Genomic DNA, 15,347 nt, shown 5'->3' with positions numbered 1-15,347 from the left:
TCGGACGCGCCTCACCCCCGGATCAGGTGCCGGGAGCGTGCGACGGTCACGGCCTCGGTGCGGTTGGCCACGCCGAGCTTGCCGAAGATGTGATTCAGGTGGGTCTTGACGGTGGTCTGTGAGATGAACAAGCCCGCGGCGATCTGCTGGTTCGTCCGGCCCAGCGCCCCGGCGGCCAGTGCCGCCTGGACATCGGAGACCGCGCCGTAGGTGGAGACGACGAGCACGGGAAGCTCCGGGTGGCCCCCAGCGGCAGCGAGTCAACATCGCCCGGGCGCTCATGGGCGAGCCCTCAATACTGCTGGTCGATGAGCCGACCTCGGCCCTGGACCAGCACCGTTCCGCTGAGGTCATGGAACTGCTGGCCACCCTGACGAGGGACCGGGGCACCGCGACGGTGGTGGTCACCCATGATCTGGAATTCGTGGCGGTGGCTGATCGGGCGGTCACCCTGCGTGATGGGCGGCTGACCGAGCACGCGACGGTCTAAAGTGGGGAACCATGACCGATCTGACTTCTTCGCAGCAATCTTTCGAACAGCAGTTCCGCATCGAGCACGACACCATGGGTGAGGTCAAGGTCCCGGTTGACGCCCTGTACCGCGCCCAGACCCAGCGTGCCGTGGAGAACTTCCCGATCTCCGGCAAGACCCTGGAACCGGCCCACGTCCACGCCCTGGCCCAGGTCAAGAAGGCCGCGGCACAGGCCAATGCCGAGCTCGGCGTGATCGACGAGGAGCGCCGCGACGCGATCGTCGCCGCCGCGGACGAGGTCATCTCCGGCCAGCATGACGACCAGTACCCCATTGACGTGTTCCAGACCGGTTCCGGCACCTCCTCGAACATGAACACCAACGAGGTCCTCGCCAACCTGGCCACCCAGTCCCTGAAGGCCGCCGGCTCGGAGGCGGAGGTCCACCCGAACGACCACGTCAATGCCTCGCAGTCCTCCAACGACGTGTTCCCGACCTCGGTGCACGTCGCCGTGACGGCGGGACTGATCAACGACCTGAAGCCGGCCCTGGACCACCTCGCCATCTCCCTGGAGAAGAAGGCCAAGGCCTTCGAGAACGTCGTCAAGTCCGGCCGCACCCACCTCATGGACGCCACTCCGGTGACCCTGGGCCAGGAGTTCGGAGGCTACGCCGCACAGGTCCGCTACGGCATCGAGCGCATCGACGCCTCCCTGCCACGCGTAGCCGAGGTGCCCCTGGGCGGCACCGCCGTGGGAACCGGCATCAACACCCCGAAGGGATTCTCCGCCCGCGTCATCGAGCTTCTCGCTCAGGAGACGGGCCTGCCGCTGACCGAGGCCCGCAACCACTTCGAGGCCCAGGCCAACCGCGACGGTCTGGTGGAGGCCTCCGGCCAGTTGCGCAACATCGCGTACTCGTTCATGAAGATCAACAACGACCTGCGCTGGATGGGCTCCGGTCCGAACACCGGCCTCGGCGAGATCGCCATCCCGGACCTGCAGCCGGGCTCCTCGATCATGCCGGGCAAGGTCAACCCCGTGATCTGCGAGGCCGCCATCATGGTCTCGGCCCAGGTCATCGGCAACGACACCACCATTTCACTGTCATCCACCAACGGCGCCTTCGAGCTGAATGTGGGCATCCCGGTGATGGCCGCGAACCTGCTCGAGTCCATCCGTCTGCTGGCCAACACCGCTCGCGTCATGGCGGACAAGATGATCGACGGCATCGAGGCCAACGTGGAGCGCTGCTCCTTCCTCGCCGGCGCCTCCCCCTCGATCGTGACCCCGCTGAACAAGGTCATCGGCTACGAGGCGGCCGCCAAGATCGCCAAGCACTCCGTGGCCCAAAAGATGACCGTCCGCGAGGCCGTCATCGATCTCGGCTATGTGGAGCGCGGCGAGGTCACCGAGGAGCAGCTGGACGCGGCCCTGGACACCATGTCCATGACGCACCCCGCCTGATCCGGAACCAGAGGGCACGTGCCCGCGAGCTGGGCGCCTCTCGCTTTGCGGGCAAAAACACTGCGTGTTTTTGCCCGCAAAGCGCTTTAAGACGCACGGCGCCTGAGGACATGCATCGGAGGGACGAGCGACCGTGGGGTGTCCTTGGGGACCCGGTCTCAGTCCAGAGGGGCGCCCAACGGGGCCCGGTCAGAAGAGCAGGGCAACGAATGTGCCCAGCAGCATGGCCGGACCGAAGGGCAGGTGCGTGGAACCTGTGGCCCGGCGGGTCAGCACCAGCGCCAAGGCGACCATTCCCCCGGCAACGAAGCCCAGGACGACGGCCGCGAAGAGCTGGTCCCAGCCGAGCCATCCGGCATACAGACCCAGACCGCCGGCCAGCTTGACGTCCCCCATGCCCATACCGGTGCGGCTGATCAGGTGCAGAAGCAGGATCAGCCCCAGGTATGCCACGCCGCCGCCGAGCATGGACCAGAAGCGCGACCAGCCGACGTCGTCCGCGAGGCAGGCCAGTCCGAGCGTGACGGCACCCCCTGAGGCCAGGGCACCGGTCCACCGATTGGGCAGACGATGTTCACGCAGATCAGTACCGGTCAGCACGATCGCGCACACGCCGAACACGGCCAGGGACGCCAGGACGGCTGCCAGAAGCAGCCAATTCCCGTCACGGACCGCCTCGGCAAGGATCGTCGACATCGTCCCAGACTAGAACGACCTGCACCCACCCGGGGGTACGGCTCACTAGGCTGTGGACATGTCCCATCCCGTGCAGCGTCCCTCGTCACGCCACCACGTCATCGACCGTCTGCGGTCCTACCCCCTGTGGATCCAGCGCGCCCTGCCCGTACTCGGGCTCGTGGTGGTGATGTGGGTCCTGGAGATCATCGACCTGTTCCTCGGCGGTCGGCTCAACCAGTTCGGGATCCGGCCCCTCGATCCAGGCGGACTGCCCGGCATCCTGTTCGCGCCGCTGCTGCACTCCGGTTTCGGCCACCTCCTCTCCAACACCCTGCCGTTCCTGGTCATGGGTGCCATGATCTCCTGGCTGACCCGCAAGTGGTGGTTGATCACCGCCGGCATCTGGCTCCTGGGCGGTTTCGCCACGTGGTTGATCGGCGGCATGGGGACCAACCACATCGGCGCGTCCGTCATCGTGTACGGCTATGCTGCCTTCCTGGTGACCTACGGGATCCTGTCCCGGCGGTTCACGGCGATCGCGGCCGCCGTCGTGGTCGTCCTGCTCTACGGCGGGATCGTCTGGGGCTTCCTCCCGACCAACCCGCGTGTCTCCTGGCAGGGGCACCTCGCCGGTGCTGCGGCAGGTGTGGTGGTGGCGTTCGCCGACACTCGGCAAGCCCGCCGTGACCTGCGCGATCGCCGCAATGATGCGCTGGTGTCATAGCCGGCGCCTTGGCCAGGGCGATGATGGAGGCGGCCAGAACACTGTCCGATAGTCCGGGTCAAGACTGGCCAGAAGTCGATGGTGTGACTTTCGCGAAGGTGGTAGGCAACCACGCCAAACATCGGTATGCTGGAATTGCTTCCATCCGTGCGACACCGACTCATCACTCGTGAACCGTCGTGGAAGCGCTCTAAACTCCATGGCCTCCATCCCGTTTCAAGGGGCCATGGCTGCGGTGGATCATCCCCGGTCCCCTCATCCCCCCTCCGCGGGGACCCGGACGGATTCACCCTCAGGGGCCGCTGCACCCGTGCAGCGGCCCCTGTTCCTTTAACTGCCTCCGATGATCTGGAGTTGCCACGGCCCGGCTTCACCGGACCGTGGCTCAGTCGCCACCCGGCTCAGATACTGGCGTCCTCCAGCAACTCCGTCACCAACGCGGCGATCGGTGAGCGCTCCGAGCGGTTCAGCGTCACATGACCGAACAGCGGTTGTCCCTTCAGGGTCTCGACCACGGCGGCGATCCCGTCGTGACGGCCCACCCGGAGGTTGTCCCGCTGGGCGACGTCATGGGTGAGGATGATCTTGGAGTTCTGCCCCATACGGCTCATCACCGTCAGCAAGACGTTCTTCTCCAGGGACTGGGCCTCATCCACGATCACCCAGGAATCGTGCAGGGAACGGCCCCGGATATGCGTCAGCGGCAGGACCTCGAGCATGCCGCGGTCCACGACCTCATCCAGGACCTCCGTGGACACGAGCGCGCCGAGGGTGTCATACACGGCCTGGCCCCAGGGATTCATCTTCTCGTTCTCGGAGCCGGGCAGGTAGCCGAGCTCTTGCCCACCGACGGCGTACAGCGGACGGAACACCACGACCTTGCGGTGCTCCCTGCGTTCCATCACGGCCTCCAACCCGGCGCACAGGGCCAGGGCCGACTTGCCGGTGCCGGCCCGTCCGCCGAGCGAGACGATCCCCACGGAGGGGTCCAACAGCATATCGATGGCCAGCCGCTGTTCGGCCGAGCGGCCGTGCAGGCCGAAGACGTCCCGATCTCCGCGCACCACCTGGGTGTTGCCGTGCCGGTCCACGCGGCCCAGCGCCGACCCCCGGGGGGAGGTGATCACCAGGCCGGTGTTGACGGGCAGGCCGTCGGTCCCCTTCAGGGCCACCGGCTCGTTGTCATACAGGGCGCTGATCTCCTGCTCGGTGGCCATGACCTCCGCCGTGCCGGACCAGCCTGAGTCCTTCACCAGCTCATTGCGGTACTCATCGGCTTGCAGACCCATGGCGGAGGCCTTCACGCGCATCGGCAGGTCCTTGGAGACCACCGTGACGTCCCTGCCCTCGTCCGCGAAGTTCTTGGCGACGGCGAGGATCCGGGAATCGTTGTCCGCGCTCCGGAAACCGTGGGGCAGCACGTCCACGGAGATGTGGTTGAGTTCCACCCGGAGGGAGCCGCCTTCCGTGCCGAGGGGGATCGGCGTGTTCAGGGAGCCGTGCTCGATCCGCAGTTCGTCCAGCAGCCGCAGCGCTTTGCGGGCGTAGTACCCCAGGTCCGGGTCGTCCCTCTTCTTCTCCAACTCGGAGATGACCACGATCGGCAGGATGACCTCGTGTTCGGCGAAGCGCAGGACCGCCCGTGGATCGGACAACAGCACGGACGTGTCCAGCAAGTAGGTCTTCTCACCCACGCTCATCCGCTCGGCAGGCTGCATGGTGGCCGGGGTGACGGTGGCCGGGGCGGCGATCAGATTCTCCACGGTGGACTCCAGACCGGGGCGCACGCCCCGATGATCGAGGGTGGGATGGGACGGTCCGGCCCGGGGCCGGAACGGCCCCCGCTGCGTGCTGTCTGGAGTGACGGCATACGGCCTGGCCTTTCCGATCAATCCACGGGATGCGGATGCGGAACCAGGTGGCCCGTTCGCTCCCGCCGGTGACTGATACCACCACCGTAGGACGAGGTGCCGTGGTTTCCGTGCAAGCGGCCCGTGTGACGCGGTGAAGTTTCGGTGAACCTGAAGGGACCACGGAGACGGCACCCCCCTCGGCGTCGCGTGTCAGGAGCCGAAGCGCCGTTGGCGGGAGGCGAAGTCCCGCAGGGCCCGGACGAAGTCCACGCGGCGGAAGTCCGGCCAGAGGGCCTCGCAGAAGTAGAACTCGGAGTACGCGGACTGCCACATCAGGAAACCGGACAACCGCTGCTCTCCGGAGGTGCGGATCACCAGGTCGGGGTCCGGTTGGCCGCGGGTGTAGAGGCGGCCGGAGATCTGCTCGTCACTGAGCTCACCCGCAACGGCAGCAGCGGAACGGCCCGCGGCGTCCGCCTCCAGCAGGAGTTCCTTGACGGCGTCCACGATCTCCCGGCGCCCTCCATAGCCCACGGCCACGTTCACGTGGACGCCCTCGGCATCGGCGGTCTGCGCCTGGAGATCGGCCAGTGTCTCGGCCAGCCCGGCCGGCAGCAGATCCGGGGCGCCGACGGCCTGGACCCGGACCCGGTGCCCGTTGGCCAGCCCGTCCCCGAGCCGCTTCAGGGTGTTGCCGATGATCCCCACCAGCTGGGACAGCTCTTCCGGGGGACGGCCCATGTTGTCCGTGGACAGCATGTAGAGGGTGACGACCTTGATGCCGAACTCGTCGCACCAGCCGAGGAATTCATGGATCTTCTCCGCGCCGGCCTGGTGCCCGTCCGCCGTCGTCGCCCCGGAGGCCTTGGCCCAGCGGCGGTTGCCGTCCAGCACCACCCCGATGTGCTGGGGCAGCTTCTCTCGGTCGAGGCTGGAGGCCAGGCGGCGCTCGTAGAAGCTGTAGAGGACGTTCGGGAGGTTCATGGGCGTCCCCTGTCTGGCCGATGGACGTGCCGCAGAGCCGAGCAGCACCTGAAACGTCGTGGTGTGGGTGATTCGTCCGTTCCTACGGTAGCGAACTGCCAGGCCTGAGGCGCACCAGCGGCGCTTCCGCCCGGCGAGCCGAGCAAACCTACCCACGGGTAATCCACTGTTTCCGGGAGTAGTCTGAAGCCATGGTTCACTCCCCCTCGGACAATCCGTCCGCAGGCCGCGCGGCCGCCGCGCCCCAGCATCACGCCAGACCCCCACGGACGTGGAGGCTCGATCGGATCCGGGATCCCGGGCATCCCGAGTTCAAACCCCGGCTCCGAGGCATGAGTCACGCCGTCATGGCGCCTCTCACGCTGGTCGCCGGGGTCGTCCTGGTGATTCTCGCCCCCACGGCAAGCTTGAAGTGGGCCAGCGCGATCTACGCCCTGACCGGTCTGCTGCTGTTCTCCGTCTCGGCCGTCTACCACCTCGTGCAGTGGTCACCGCACGTCGCCCTCGTACTGAAGCGCATCGACCACACGAACATCATGCTGGTCATCGCCGGCACCTACACGCCCTTGGCCCTGGCCCTGTTGCCGGAGGACAAGGCCACGCTCCTGCTGGCCGGCGTCTGGATCGGCGCGCTGGCCGGCGTCGCCTTCCGTGTCTTCTGGACCTCGGCTCCGCGCTGGCTGTACACCCCCGTCTACATCCTGCTGGGGCTGGCGGCCCTGCTGTACATCGGCGACTTCTTCGCCGTGAGCCCGGCAGCGGCTGTCCTGGTCTGCGTGGGCGGCGCGTGCTACATCATCGGCGCCGTGTTCTATGCGCTGAAGAAGCCCAACTTCCACCGCGAGTGGTTCGGCTTCCACGAACTCTTCCACGCGTTCACCATCGGCGGCTTCGTCTGCCACTACATCGCGATCGTGCTGGCGGTCCTGCGGACCTGACGTCTTCACCCCCACACAGGTTCACGCGCGGGCAGCCGCATCCATCGGTCACCAGCCATCGGTCTGTTCCACCACGAGAGGGGCGGTGGTGGTTGGATGGGGACATGCCCACCGAGCCCCCATCACCCCGGCCATCCAGCCCGGGCGGCACCCCCACTCTCTCCACCACCCCCACCGGCACGGGATCCCCTGCTTCCAGCGGAACGATCATCGCCGTGCGCGTGGGACGTGTCCGCACAGTGCAGTGGCGGGATGAGGAGGTTCGCACGGGCTCCTTCAAGGAATCGGTGGAGGGGCCCGTAGACCTGGGGCCCACCGGCCTGGCGGGTGACGAACAGGGTGATGTGGTCCACCACGGCGGCCCCGAGAAGGCCCTGCTGTGCTATGGACGAGCCCACTACGCCGCATGGCGGGCCGAGGGGCTCGACCTGCCTGAGGGCGCCCTCTTCGAGAACCTCACCGTGGAGGGTCTGACGGAGTCCGAGGTCTGCCTGGGGGACATCTGGGACGTGGCGGGAGTCAGGCTGCAGGTGACGCAGTCGCGGCGCCCCTGCTGGAAGCTGTCCTCCCGATGGGGCGTCCCCGACCTGGCCCGCCGCGTCCAGTCCACCGGCCGCACCGGCTGGTACCTCCGGGTGCTGACACCGGGGACGCTCCAGGCCGGGCAGGCGATGAGGCTGATCGAGCGTCATCCGGGCGCGGTGGACCTGGCCGAGCTGTCGCGCGTGATGAACGTGGACAAGGGCGATATTCCGGCCATTGAGCGCATCCTGGCTTCCCCCGATGTGCCGGAGCGGTGGCGGACCATCCTGCAGCGGCGCCTGGAACTACACCGGGCCCGAACGAGGGGCGCGGACAACGTCGACGGCCAGTTCACGGACGAGGAGGACGCCGACCGGCTGCGGGGGTGACCTCAGCCACGGCAGGAATACCTACGCCGCCCGCCTGTGTTTCCCTCAGTGAGATCTGACTCGAGAATCGACTCGAGGACCGTCGGTCTCGCGTGCTGCGTTCTGGCGTGGCGTGAGTCACCGCAGTCAACCCACCACGGCGAAGGAATCCATGACGACCACGGCAGTCACTCCCGGCAGCATCGGCATCCTCGGCGCAGGCCGAGTTGGGGCAGCAGTGGCCCGCCGAGCGGTCGAATCGGGCTACGAGGTCCGCATCGCCACCGCCAAACCCGCCGGGGAGATCGCGCTGCTGGCCGAGATCGTCACACCGGGGGCCGTCGCTGTCGACGCGGCAGGGCTGGCGGACACCGATCTGACCGTCATCGCGATCCCGTTGCGGAGATACCGGGATCTGAACCCGGCGCACTTCGCCGGCCGGACCGTCGTCGACGTCATGAATTACTGGGCCCCCACGGACGGCGAGCAGCCGGATTTCGAGCGGGACGCCCGCTCCACCAGTGAGGTCATCCAGGACCATCTGCACGGCACCCTCCTGGTCAAGTCGCTGAACCACATCGGCTATCACGATCTGGAGGCCGATCACCGAGTCCCCGGCGCTGCGGACCGCCGTGCCCTTGCCGTCGCCAGCGACCATGAGCGATCACGAGCCCTGGTGGCCTCGTTCGTCGACCGGATCGGCTTCGACCCCGTCGACGCCGGCCCGCTCGCCGCCGGGCGTCTCCTTCAGCCGGGCACGGAGGTCTTCAACGGCAGCCATTCCGCCTCACAGTTGCGCGGCCTGCTGGCCGAGGCCTGCCTGGGGGCGCGGGCGTGAGCATCGGGCTGCCTGGTGCGTGACTGACAAGAAGCTGAACGTTCACCGGGGATTCACTCGAGGTCTGACCTGCGGCTCGATCGAGTTGATGTAGTCGGATCTGATGCTGAGGCATCAGATTCAGCCACCCCCACCGACCCTGCCTGTCCCTGCCCTGAAGGCGGTCGGCGGGGTCAACTGAGTGAAGGAACATCTCACATGCATCAACGCCGCCTGCTCGCCCCCGTGGCCGCCAGCGCCATCGGACTGTCCTTGGCCTTCGGCACCCTGCCGGCCATGGCCGCCCCGACCGCAGAACCGACGTCCGTCTCTTATTCGAACATGGTCATGAACATCGGCTCCACGGAGGCAGACCGCAACTTCGTCTGGTACTCCTCCTCGGATTCGGCCGATCAGCAGGTACGGCTGACGGAGAAGGACGCGGAGGACACCGTCCAGTTGCTGGACATCACGGACGCCGGGACGTCGAACGACTTCCCGGAGCTGACGTGGCACCACGCTGGGGTGACCGGGCTCAAGCCGGGAACCACCTATGTCTGGCAGGCGGGCTCCGAGGCCGAGGGGTGGTCCGACTCCTACGAGTTCACCACGCAATCCGATGAGCGTCTCGACGTCCTCGTCTTCGGCGACACCCAGATCGGCTCAGGCGGGGGCATCCCCACTGATGGCGCCGCTTGGCAGAGCACTTTGGACACCGCCCTGGAGGGCGTGCAGAACCCGGACTTCCTGCTGTCGGTGGGCGATCAGGTGAACATCCACGACGATCGCGGCGAGTACTCCGACTACCTGGCCCCGGACGGTGTACGCGAGCACGCCCTGGCCACCAACATCGGCAACCATGATGACGGCAGCCGGGACGACGAGCAGCACTCCTACTCCGAGCACTTCAACATGCCCAACCGGACCGCCAACCCCGGGTGGAACAACGAGATGGGCAACTACTGGTACATCCAGAACGACACCCTGTTCGTCTCCCTGAACTCCAACCACCGGGTCGCCGCCGACCACGAGGAGTACGTCCGTGACGTGGTGGCCGAGCATGGCCGGGACGCGCAGTGGAAGATTGCCACCTGGCATCATTCCCTGTACTCCACTGCCTCCCACGCCACCGACGGAGACGTCGAGGAACGCCGCGAGTGGATGCCCTCACTGATGACCGAGCTCGACTTCGATGTGGTGTTCTCCGGTCACGACCACGTGTATAACCGCTCGAACCTGATCTACAACGGCCACCCGGTCAACAACCCCGTCACCGAGGCCAACCCGGAGGCACCCTCCGAGCTCGCCAAGTACGAGGGCGAGGTGCTGTACATGACCATGCATTCCTCCACCGGCTCCAAGTACTACGGCATCCAGGACGGGATCGAATTCCCCTTCAACGCCGTCCAGTCCCAACTGCGCACGCCGGCCTACGCCCACCTCGAGGTGGACGGGGAGACCTTGAGCATCACCGAGCACCAGGTCGACGGCACGATCCTGGACCAGGTCTCCATGACCCGGCAGGGCGAGCCGAACCCGGTGGACCCGCCCGAGGGCATCGGCCAGACCGAGTTCGAGGGGCCCGGAGTCGTCGACACCCCGATCGAGAACGTGGTCGACGAGGAGACCGGCGAGGTCACCGTCGAGGCGCGCACCCTCTCCCCGAACGACGATGTCGAGGAGAGCGTCGGCGACGGCGCCATGGACATCTCCTCCTCGGATATCGAGATCGTCCAGGAATCCCCGGGTGAGCAGGATCCGGACGACCAGTTCGCCGGACTCCGGTTCGACCAGGTCGGCATCCCGGCCGGCGCCACCGTGACCGGCGCCCACCTGCAGTTCACCACGGACGAGCATGACAAGACCGGCGACCCCTTCGACGTACAGATTCACGTCGAGGACAGCGCATCCGCCGCGAAGTACACGGATGACGACTTCGCCGTGTCCTCACGCTCTTACCTCGAGGAGACCGTCGCGTGGAAGGACGCCCCCGTCTGGACGGTGAACGGCGAGCAGGGCGAGGCCCAGCGCACCCCTGACCTGACCACCCTGGTCCAGGCCGTCGTCGACCGTCAGGACTGGGCCCGGGGCGGCGCACTGAATTTCAAGCTCTCCGGAACAGGCACGCGCACCGCCGAGGCCTACGAGGGCGGCGGCAGCGAGGAGGCGCCGAAACTGATGGTCACCTACGTCCTGGAGGACGGGATGACCGAGGTCAAGGGCGAGATCACCGAGAACCGAGACGACGTCGAACAGTACGTGGGCGGTGATGACGCCGGGAAGATGGACCACGGCTCCTCCGATCTGGAGATCGTGGACGAGACGGCCGACCAGAAGCAGGCCGTCGGGTTGCGCTACGCCGGCCTTCAGATCCCTGCGGGGTCAGAGATCGTCTCCGCCCGGGTACAGTTCACCACCGACGAGACGGACAAGAACGTCGACCCGTTCAACGTCTCGATCGCCGCCGAGGCCGCTGACGACTCGGCCGCCTTCTCCGATGAGGCACACGACCTGACCTCACGCTCCCTGACCGAGGCCACCGCCGAGTGGTCCGACATCCCTGCGTGGGACATCGAGCACGAGTCCGGCACCGCCCAGCGCACCGCCGACCTCACGCCGGTGCTGCAGGAAGTGGTGGACCGCGAAGGCTGGACCGAGGGCAACGCGCTGTCCCTGGTGCTGACCGGAGAGGGACAGCGGTCTGCCGAGTCGCATGATGGTGAGGAGGATATGGCCCCGGAGCTGTGGGTTACCTACCGCGAGGCCGGCGAGGTGCCGACGGAGCCGGAGCCCACTCCGACCGACCCGACCGACCCGACCGACCCGACTGACCCGACTGACCCACAGCAGCCTGAGGTGCCTGAGGACTTCTCGGACAACGTCCCCGGCACCGTGTACTACACACCGGTGCGCTGGCTGCAACTGGAGGGCATCACCACCGGCCACACGGACGGCACCTTCCGCAAGTACGACAAGATCACCCGCGGCGAATCGGTGGCCTTCCTCTACCGGTACCTCAAGCCAGAGGACGCCGGCACGCAGGAGGACCTCTCCGACGTGAACGAGGACTCGTCATTCTTCGAGGCGATCGCCTGGGCTGACACGGCGGGGGTGACCACCGGCTACGCCGACGGCACGTTCCGCTCCGGTCAGGACGTCACCCGCGCCGAGTTCGTCACCTTCCTCTACCGGGCCTCCGGCGAGGACTTCGAGGCACCCTCCGTCTCACCCTTCCCGGACGTGAACGGAACTGGCTCCCACTATGAGGCCATCGCCTGGGCCTCGTCCCAGGGGATCGTGAACGGCTACCGGGACGGCGACTACCGCCCCCAGGACCGGATCACTCGTGCGGAGGTAGCCAAGGTGCTGCACTTCTTCGACAACATGCAGACCGGCTGACCCCCGGCGATCCGACGTCAGAGAGGCCCGTTCCCGCGTGTTTCCGCGTAAGAACGGGCCTCTTCTGACCCAGCGCTGAGTGGTGCGGCTCCGCGGTGGGCAGCGGGTGATCAGTCGCGGCCGGAGTCGGGGGCCTTCGGCTCCGGGACGGGGCTGTCGAGGTAGCCCGGGTACTTCTTCTGGAGCCGGGCTCGCTGGAGATCGACATCGGAGGCGGCTCGCGAGTCCGGGTCCACCTCGTCGTGGGGGTGGCGCACATCTTCCGGCAGGTGCCCCTGGTAGCGCTCGACGAGCATGTCCTCGGCCTGCGAGGAGCGGTACTGCACCCGCCGGACCGACCGGACCATCAGGCGGATGACCACGATGGCCATGGCCACCATCAGCGCCGTGAACAGGAATCCCTCAATGCCGGGCGTGACCTCGGTCTGGTCGAGTCCGGGTCGAAGCGTCGGCTCCTGCACCCCGGGCAGCGGCTGTTCCGAGGCCTCGCCACCACTGCTGGACGCGGGGGTGGCAGAAGGGGATACGGCACGGGGGAGTAAGGCGATCACGGTCACCCAGTCTACCGTCCCCACACAACGGACCGGCCCGCGGCCGGCGTCGGGTCAGCGCAGTCCGGTGAACAGGTCCGTCTCCGGCAGCGTGGTCTCCACGCGCGAATCGATCAGCACGTAGTCCTCCCACGGCCAGGTCCGCCGCAGCAGGGCGTTCGGCGTGACGAAGAACTGACCCTCCGGATCGATCTGGGTGCGGTGGGCACGCAGGGCGTTGTCCCGCTGCTCGAAGTAGTCCGCCACGTGGATCTGGGTGGTGACCTGATGGCGCGTCAGCCGGAATCGGGCCGGGGCTGTGGCGGATGGCACGTCCAGCTCGGCTGCCTGGGCCTCGGCCCGCTCCTGCTCTTCCAAGAGCTTGCGGAACCACTCCAGCCGCTCGGTGTACGGAGACTCCTCGCCTGCCTCCAGGTAGGCCTCGTGCAGGGCCCGGTATTTGTCCGGATTGAAGGCTCGGTCGTAGTAGAGCTTGGACGGGGTCCAGGCCTCGCCCGTGCCGGCATACCGCTCCGGGTCCCCGGCGGCCCGATAGGCCTCCACCGTGACCTCGTGGGACTTGATGTGGTCCGGGTGTGGGTAGCCACCGATCTCGTCATAGCTGATCAGCACGTGCGGGCGGAACTCACGGATGACCCTGACCAAGGGGGCCGCCGCCTGTTCCAGGGGGAGTGTGCCGAAGCTGCCGAAGGGCAGAGGAGGCATCGGGTCCCCCTCGGGCAGCCCGGAGTCCATGAAGCCGAGCCAGCGATGCTCGATGCCGAGAGCGGCCCCGGCCTCCTGCATCTCGGTCCGGCGCACGCCGGTGATGTCCCGGTCCAGGCGCACGGTGTCCCCGTAGCCCGGATTGAGCAGGTCCCCCCGCTCACCCCCGGTACAGGTCACGACCATGACCTCGGCCCCAGCGGCCTCGTAGGCGGCCATCATGGCGGCGCCTTTCGAGGACTCGTCGTCCGGGTGGGCGTGGACGGCCATCAGCCGCAGTCCCCGGGACGCCGGCACTCCCCCGGCCTCGGGGGCGGCATGGTGCTCTTCCGGTTCGACTGAGCCGTACGACGTCTGCCCCACGGACACTCCGAATTCCGGCGCGGCGATGCCGTCCCGGTGCTCCAGGTCGTCCAGGTTGGTCGGGTTCGTACTGCTCACGTGGCCTCGGCTGCTTTCCCATCCCGGAGGCCGCCCGCTGGTGTCTGCGGGGGTTCGGGACGGCATATTCGGGGACCGGTCGGTCCGGGGAATGAACTGCGGTGGACGGTGACGCTCCGGGATACCATGGAGTGATATGACTTCTAAACCCCAGACCTCGGCGGAGCCTGCTCCGGTGGACAGCCTAGCGAACCGGTATGGGCGCGCCCAACGGATTCGCCCCTCGTTCGCTCAGCGCTGGGGAAAGTGGATCGCCGCCGCTGCCCTTGCCCTGGCCGTGGGGGTCACCGTGTGGTTCACGGCCTCAGGCAGCGCCCAGACGCTGGGCTGGAAGGACGTCGGTTTCACCATCGAGTCCCCCACGCAGGCCTCGGTGCGGTTCCAGCTCACCAAGGATCCCGAGGACACGGTCCAGTGCGCCATCCAGGTGCTCTCGGACGAGAAGGCCGTGGTCGGCTGGCGTACCGTCACCATCGGTCCGGAGGCGGCGTCCGAGGACTCGGGTCCTGCGGACATGTCGGCATACTACGACGTCGGTCTGCGCACCGATGCGCTCGGCGTCAACGGCGGCGTGAACGAGTGCTGGCTCCCCGAGGAATCGTGAGACGCACATCACCTCGAATATGACGTTTCTGAAGCACATCCGTTAGAATCAGGGGCAGTACGTTTCAACCCCGCCTGTCGGGGGCCTCCCGTGGAACACCGGTTGGCTCCGCCGGCGGGGTTCTTGCATGATCGCGCCCCGGGCCGCACTAGGCGGCTCAGCATCATGTGCGGCAGCACCGGCAGCCCTCATCGGCATACCGGATGGCCGCTGACGAGCAATTCGAAGGAGACACGCGTCCATGAGCAACACTGATAGCGCTCCCTGGCTGACCCAGGAGGCCTACGACCGCCTGAAGCAGGAACTGGATCAGATCTCCGGACCGGGCCGTCAGGAGATCATCGACCGCATCGAGCAGGCGCGCGAAGAGGGTGACCTCAAGGAGAACGGCGGTTACCACGCCGCTCGCGAGGAGCAGTCCAAGAACGAGGGCCGCATCATCGAGCTCAAGCGACTGCTCGAGACCGCCCAGGTGGGCGCTTCCCCGGCGGACAACGGCGTGGTGGAGCCCGGTATGGTCGTCGAGGCGAAGATCGCCGGCGACCTGGAGGCCTTCCTCTTCGGCAACCGCGAGATCGCCGATGACAAGGACTCCATCACCGTCTACTCCGAGCGCTCCCCCTTGGGTGCCGCCATCCAGGGCTCCAAGGTCGGCGACAAGCTGACCTATGCCGCTCCGAACGGCAAGGACATCGCGGTGGAGATCGTCTCCGCCAAGCCATACAAGCCCTGATCCTCACGCGGGCGGACCTGGCGCTGACAGCCCGGCCCGCCCGGCAGGGCACATTCCCTACACCCCGCATTCCCGACGGCGGCGCACCGGTT

Annotated in this window: 14 protein-coding genes and 1 pseudogene; 9 read left to right on the top strand and 6 right to left on the bottom strand. The window is 67.3% G+C overall.

The window, feature by feature from the left end:
• Positions 1-11 precede the first annotated feature (11 nt).
• Entirely contained in the window at positions 12-227 is a 216-nt protein-coding gene (locus tag ABD134_RS00750; protein WP_344225805.1) for a helix-turn-helix transcriptional regulator, read from the bottom strand.
• Here ABD134_RS00750 and ABD134_RS00745 point away from each other — a divergent pair.
• Both ABD134_RS00745 and ABD134_RS00740 read left to right on the top strand, forming a co-directional pair.
• A pseudogene (locus tag ABD134_RS00745) lies at positions 218-490 on the top strand (ATP-binding cassette domain-containing protein); the annotation flags it as partial. The gene ABD134_RS00750 and the pseudogene ABD134_RS00745 sit on opposite strands and share 10 nt — an antisense overlap.
• Positions 491-501: 11 nt before the next feature.
• Positions 502-1,938, top strand: a complete 1,437-nt coding sequence (locus tag ABD134_RS00740) for a class II fumarate hydratase (RefSeq protein WP_344225800.1) — start codon at positions 502-504, stop codon at positions 1,936-1,938.
• Between the two features lie 189 nt (positions 1,939-2,127).
• Here the strand turns inward: ABD134_RS00740 and ABD134_RS00735 are convergent, their stop codons facing one another.
• A complete protein-coding gene (locus ABD134_RS00735) occupies positions 2,128-2,634 on the bottom strand; it encodes a prepilin peptidase (protein ID WP_344225798.1) in 507 nt (168 codons plus the stop codon).
• 58 nt (positions 2,635-2,692) lie between these two features.
• Here ABD134_RS00735 and ABD134_RS00730 point away from each other — a divergent pair, with 58 nt between their 5' ends.
• Complete coding sequence (locus ABD134_RS00730) at positions 2,693-3,340, top strand: rhomboid family intramembrane serine protease (RefSeq protein WP_344225796.1); 648 nt, start codon at positions 2,693-2,695, stop codon at positions 3,338-3,340.
• 401 nt (positions 3,341-3,741) lie between these two features.
• Here ABD134_RS00730 and phoH2 read toward each other — a convergent pair whose 3' ends face one another.
• Together phoH2 and ABD134_RS00720 are read right to left on the bottom strand one after the other, a co-directional pair.
• Positions 3,742-5,058, bottom strand: coding sequence for an RNA 5'-3' helicase PhoH2 (phoH2, locus tag ABD134_RS00725; RefSeq protein ID WP_344227587.1), 1,317 nt, complete (start codon positions 5,056-5,058; stop codon positions 3,742-3,744).
• 345 nt (positions 5,059-5,403) lie between these two features.
• Complete coding sequence (locus ABD134_RS00720; RefSeq protein WP_344225794.1) at positions 5,404-6,177, bottom strand: isoprenyl transferase; 774 nt, start codon at positions 6,175-6,177, stop codon at positions 5,404-5,406.
• A 191-nt stretch (positions 6,178-6,368) separates the two neighbouring features.
• On the opposite strand from ABD134_RS00720, the gene trhA reads away from it, so the two are divergent.
• The 4 genes from trhA (at position 6,369) to ABD134_RS00700 (ending at position 12,221) form a co-directional block, all read left to right on the top strand.
• Positions 6,369-7,115: a PAQR family membrane homeostasis protein TrhA gene (gene trhA / locus ABD134_RS00715; RefSeq protein WP_344225792.1), complete on the top strand. Its 747-nt coding sequence runs from the start codon at positions 6,369-6,371 to the stop codon at positions 7,113-7,115.
• 104 nt (positions 7,116-7,219) lie between these two features.
• Positions 7,220-8,026: an MOSC domain-containing protein gene (locus tag ABD134_RS00710; RefSeq protein WP_344225790.1), complete on the top strand. Its 807-nt coding sequence runs from the start codon at positions 7,220-7,222 to the stop codon at positions 8,024-8,026.
• A 151-nt stretch (positions 8,027-8,177) separates the two neighbouring features.
• On the top strand, positions 8,178-8,843 hold the full coding sequence (locus tag ABD134_RS00705) for an NADPH-dependent F420 reductase (RefSeq protein ID WP_344225788.1): 666 nt from the start codon (positions 8,178-8,180) through the stop codon (positions 8,841-8,843).
• Between the two features lie 198 nt (positions 8,844-9,041).
• Positions 9,042-12,221, top strand: a complete 3,180-nt coding sequence (locus ABD134_RS00700) for an S-layer homology domain-containing protein (protein ID WP_344225786.1) — start codon at positions 9,042-9,044, stop codon at positions 12,219-12,221.
• A 110-nt stretch (positions 12,222-12,331) separates the two neighbouring features.
• Here ABD134_RS00700 and ABD134_RS00695 read toward each other — a convergent pair whose 3' ends face one another.
• On the bottom strand, positions 12,332-12,772 hold the full coding sequence (locus ABD134_RS00695; RefSeq protein ID WP_344225784.1) for a hypothetical protein: 441 nt from the start codon (positions 12,770-12,772) through the stop codon (positions 12,332-12,334).
• Between the two features lie 54 nt (positions 12,773-12,826).
• Entirely contained in the window at positions 12,827-13,747 is a 921-nt protein-coding gene (gene mca, locus ABD134_RS00690) for a mycothiol conjugate amidase Mca (protein ID WP_344227585.1), read from the bottom strand.
• Between the two features lie 307 nt (positions 13,748-14,054).
• Between mca and ABD134_RS00685 the strand changes: the two genes are divergently transcribed.
• Both ABD134_RS00685 and greA read left to right on the top strand, forming a co-directional pair.
• Entirely contained in the window at positions 14,055-14,522 is a 468-nt protein-coding gene (locus ABD134_RS00685) for a DUF4307 domain-containing protein (protein ID WP_344225782.1), read from the top strand.
• A 241-nt stretch (positions 14,523-14,763) separates the two neighbouring features.
• Positions 14,764-15,255 (top strand): transcription elongation factor GreA, encoded by a 492-nt coding sequence (greA, locus tag ABD134_RS00680; RefSeq protein ID WP_344225781.1) that lies wholly within the window; start codon positions 14,764-14,766, stop codon positions 15,253-15,255.
• Positions 15,256-15,347: the final 92 nt, after the last annotated feature.

The organism is Citricoccus alkalitolerans, from assembly GCF_039528175.1.
Classification (GTDB): domain Bacteria; phylum Actinomycetota; class Actinomycetes; order Actinomycetales; family Micrococcaceae; genus Citricoccus; species Citricoccus alkalitolerans.
Note: the sequence above shows the minus strand (reverse complement) of the source record. Positions and strands in the feature narration are given on the sequence as shown.

What these genes read in the sequence shown, in the direction of transcription:
- ABD134_RS00705 (WP_344225788.1), top strand. Translation starts at nt 8,178, where the DNA reads ATGACGACCACGGCAGTCACTCCCGGCAGCATCGGCATCCTCGGCGCA.
- ABD134_RS00735 (WP_344225798.1), bottom strand. Translation starts at nt 2,634, where the DNA reads ATGTCGACGATCCTTGCCGAGGCGGTCCGTGACGGGAATTGGCTGCTT.
- ABD134_RS00700 (WP_344225786.1), top strand. Translation starts at nt 9,042, where the DNA reads ATGCATCAACGCCGCCTGCTCGCCCCCGTGGCCGCCAGCGCCATCGGA.
- phoH2 (WP_344227587.1), bottom strand. Translation starts at nt 5,058, where the DNA reads ATGCAGCCTGCCGAGCGGATGAGCGTGGGTGAGAAGACCTACTTGCTG.
- trhA (WP_344225792.1), top strand. Translation starts at nt 6,369, where the DNA reads ATGGTTCACTCCCCCTCGGACAATCCGTCCGCAGGCCGCGCGGCCGCC.
- mca (WP_344227585.1), bottom strand. Translation starts at nt 13,747, where the DNA reads ATGGCCGTCCACGCCCACCCGGACGACGAGTCCTCGAAAGGCGCCGCC.
- ABD134_RS00685 (WP_344225782.1), top strand. Translation starts at nt 14,055, where the DNA reads ATGACTTCTAAACCCCAGACCTCGGCGGAGCCTGCTCCGGTGGACAGC.
- ABD134_RS00720 (WP_344225794.1), bottom strand. Translation starts at nt 6,177, where the DNA reads ATGAACCTCCCGAACGTCCTCTACAGCTTCTACGAGCGCCGCCTGGCC.
- greA (WP_344225781.1), top strand. Translation starts at nt 14,764, where the DNA reads ATGAGCAACACTGATAGCGCTCCCTGGCTGACCCAGGAGGCCTACGAC.
- ABD134_RS00740 (WP_344225800.1), top strand. Translation starts at nt 502, where the DNA reads ATGACCGATCTGACTTCTTCGCAGCAATCTTTCGAACAGCAGTTCCGC.
- ABD134_RS00710 (WP_344225790.1), top strand. Translation starts at nt 7,220, where the DNA reads ATGCCCACCGAGCCCCCATCACCCCGGCCATCCAGCCCGGGCGGCACC.
- ABD134_RS00730 (WP_344225796.1), top strand. Translation starts at nt 2,693, where the DNA reads ATGTCCCATCCCGTGCAGCGTCCCTCGTCACGCCACCACGTCATCGAC.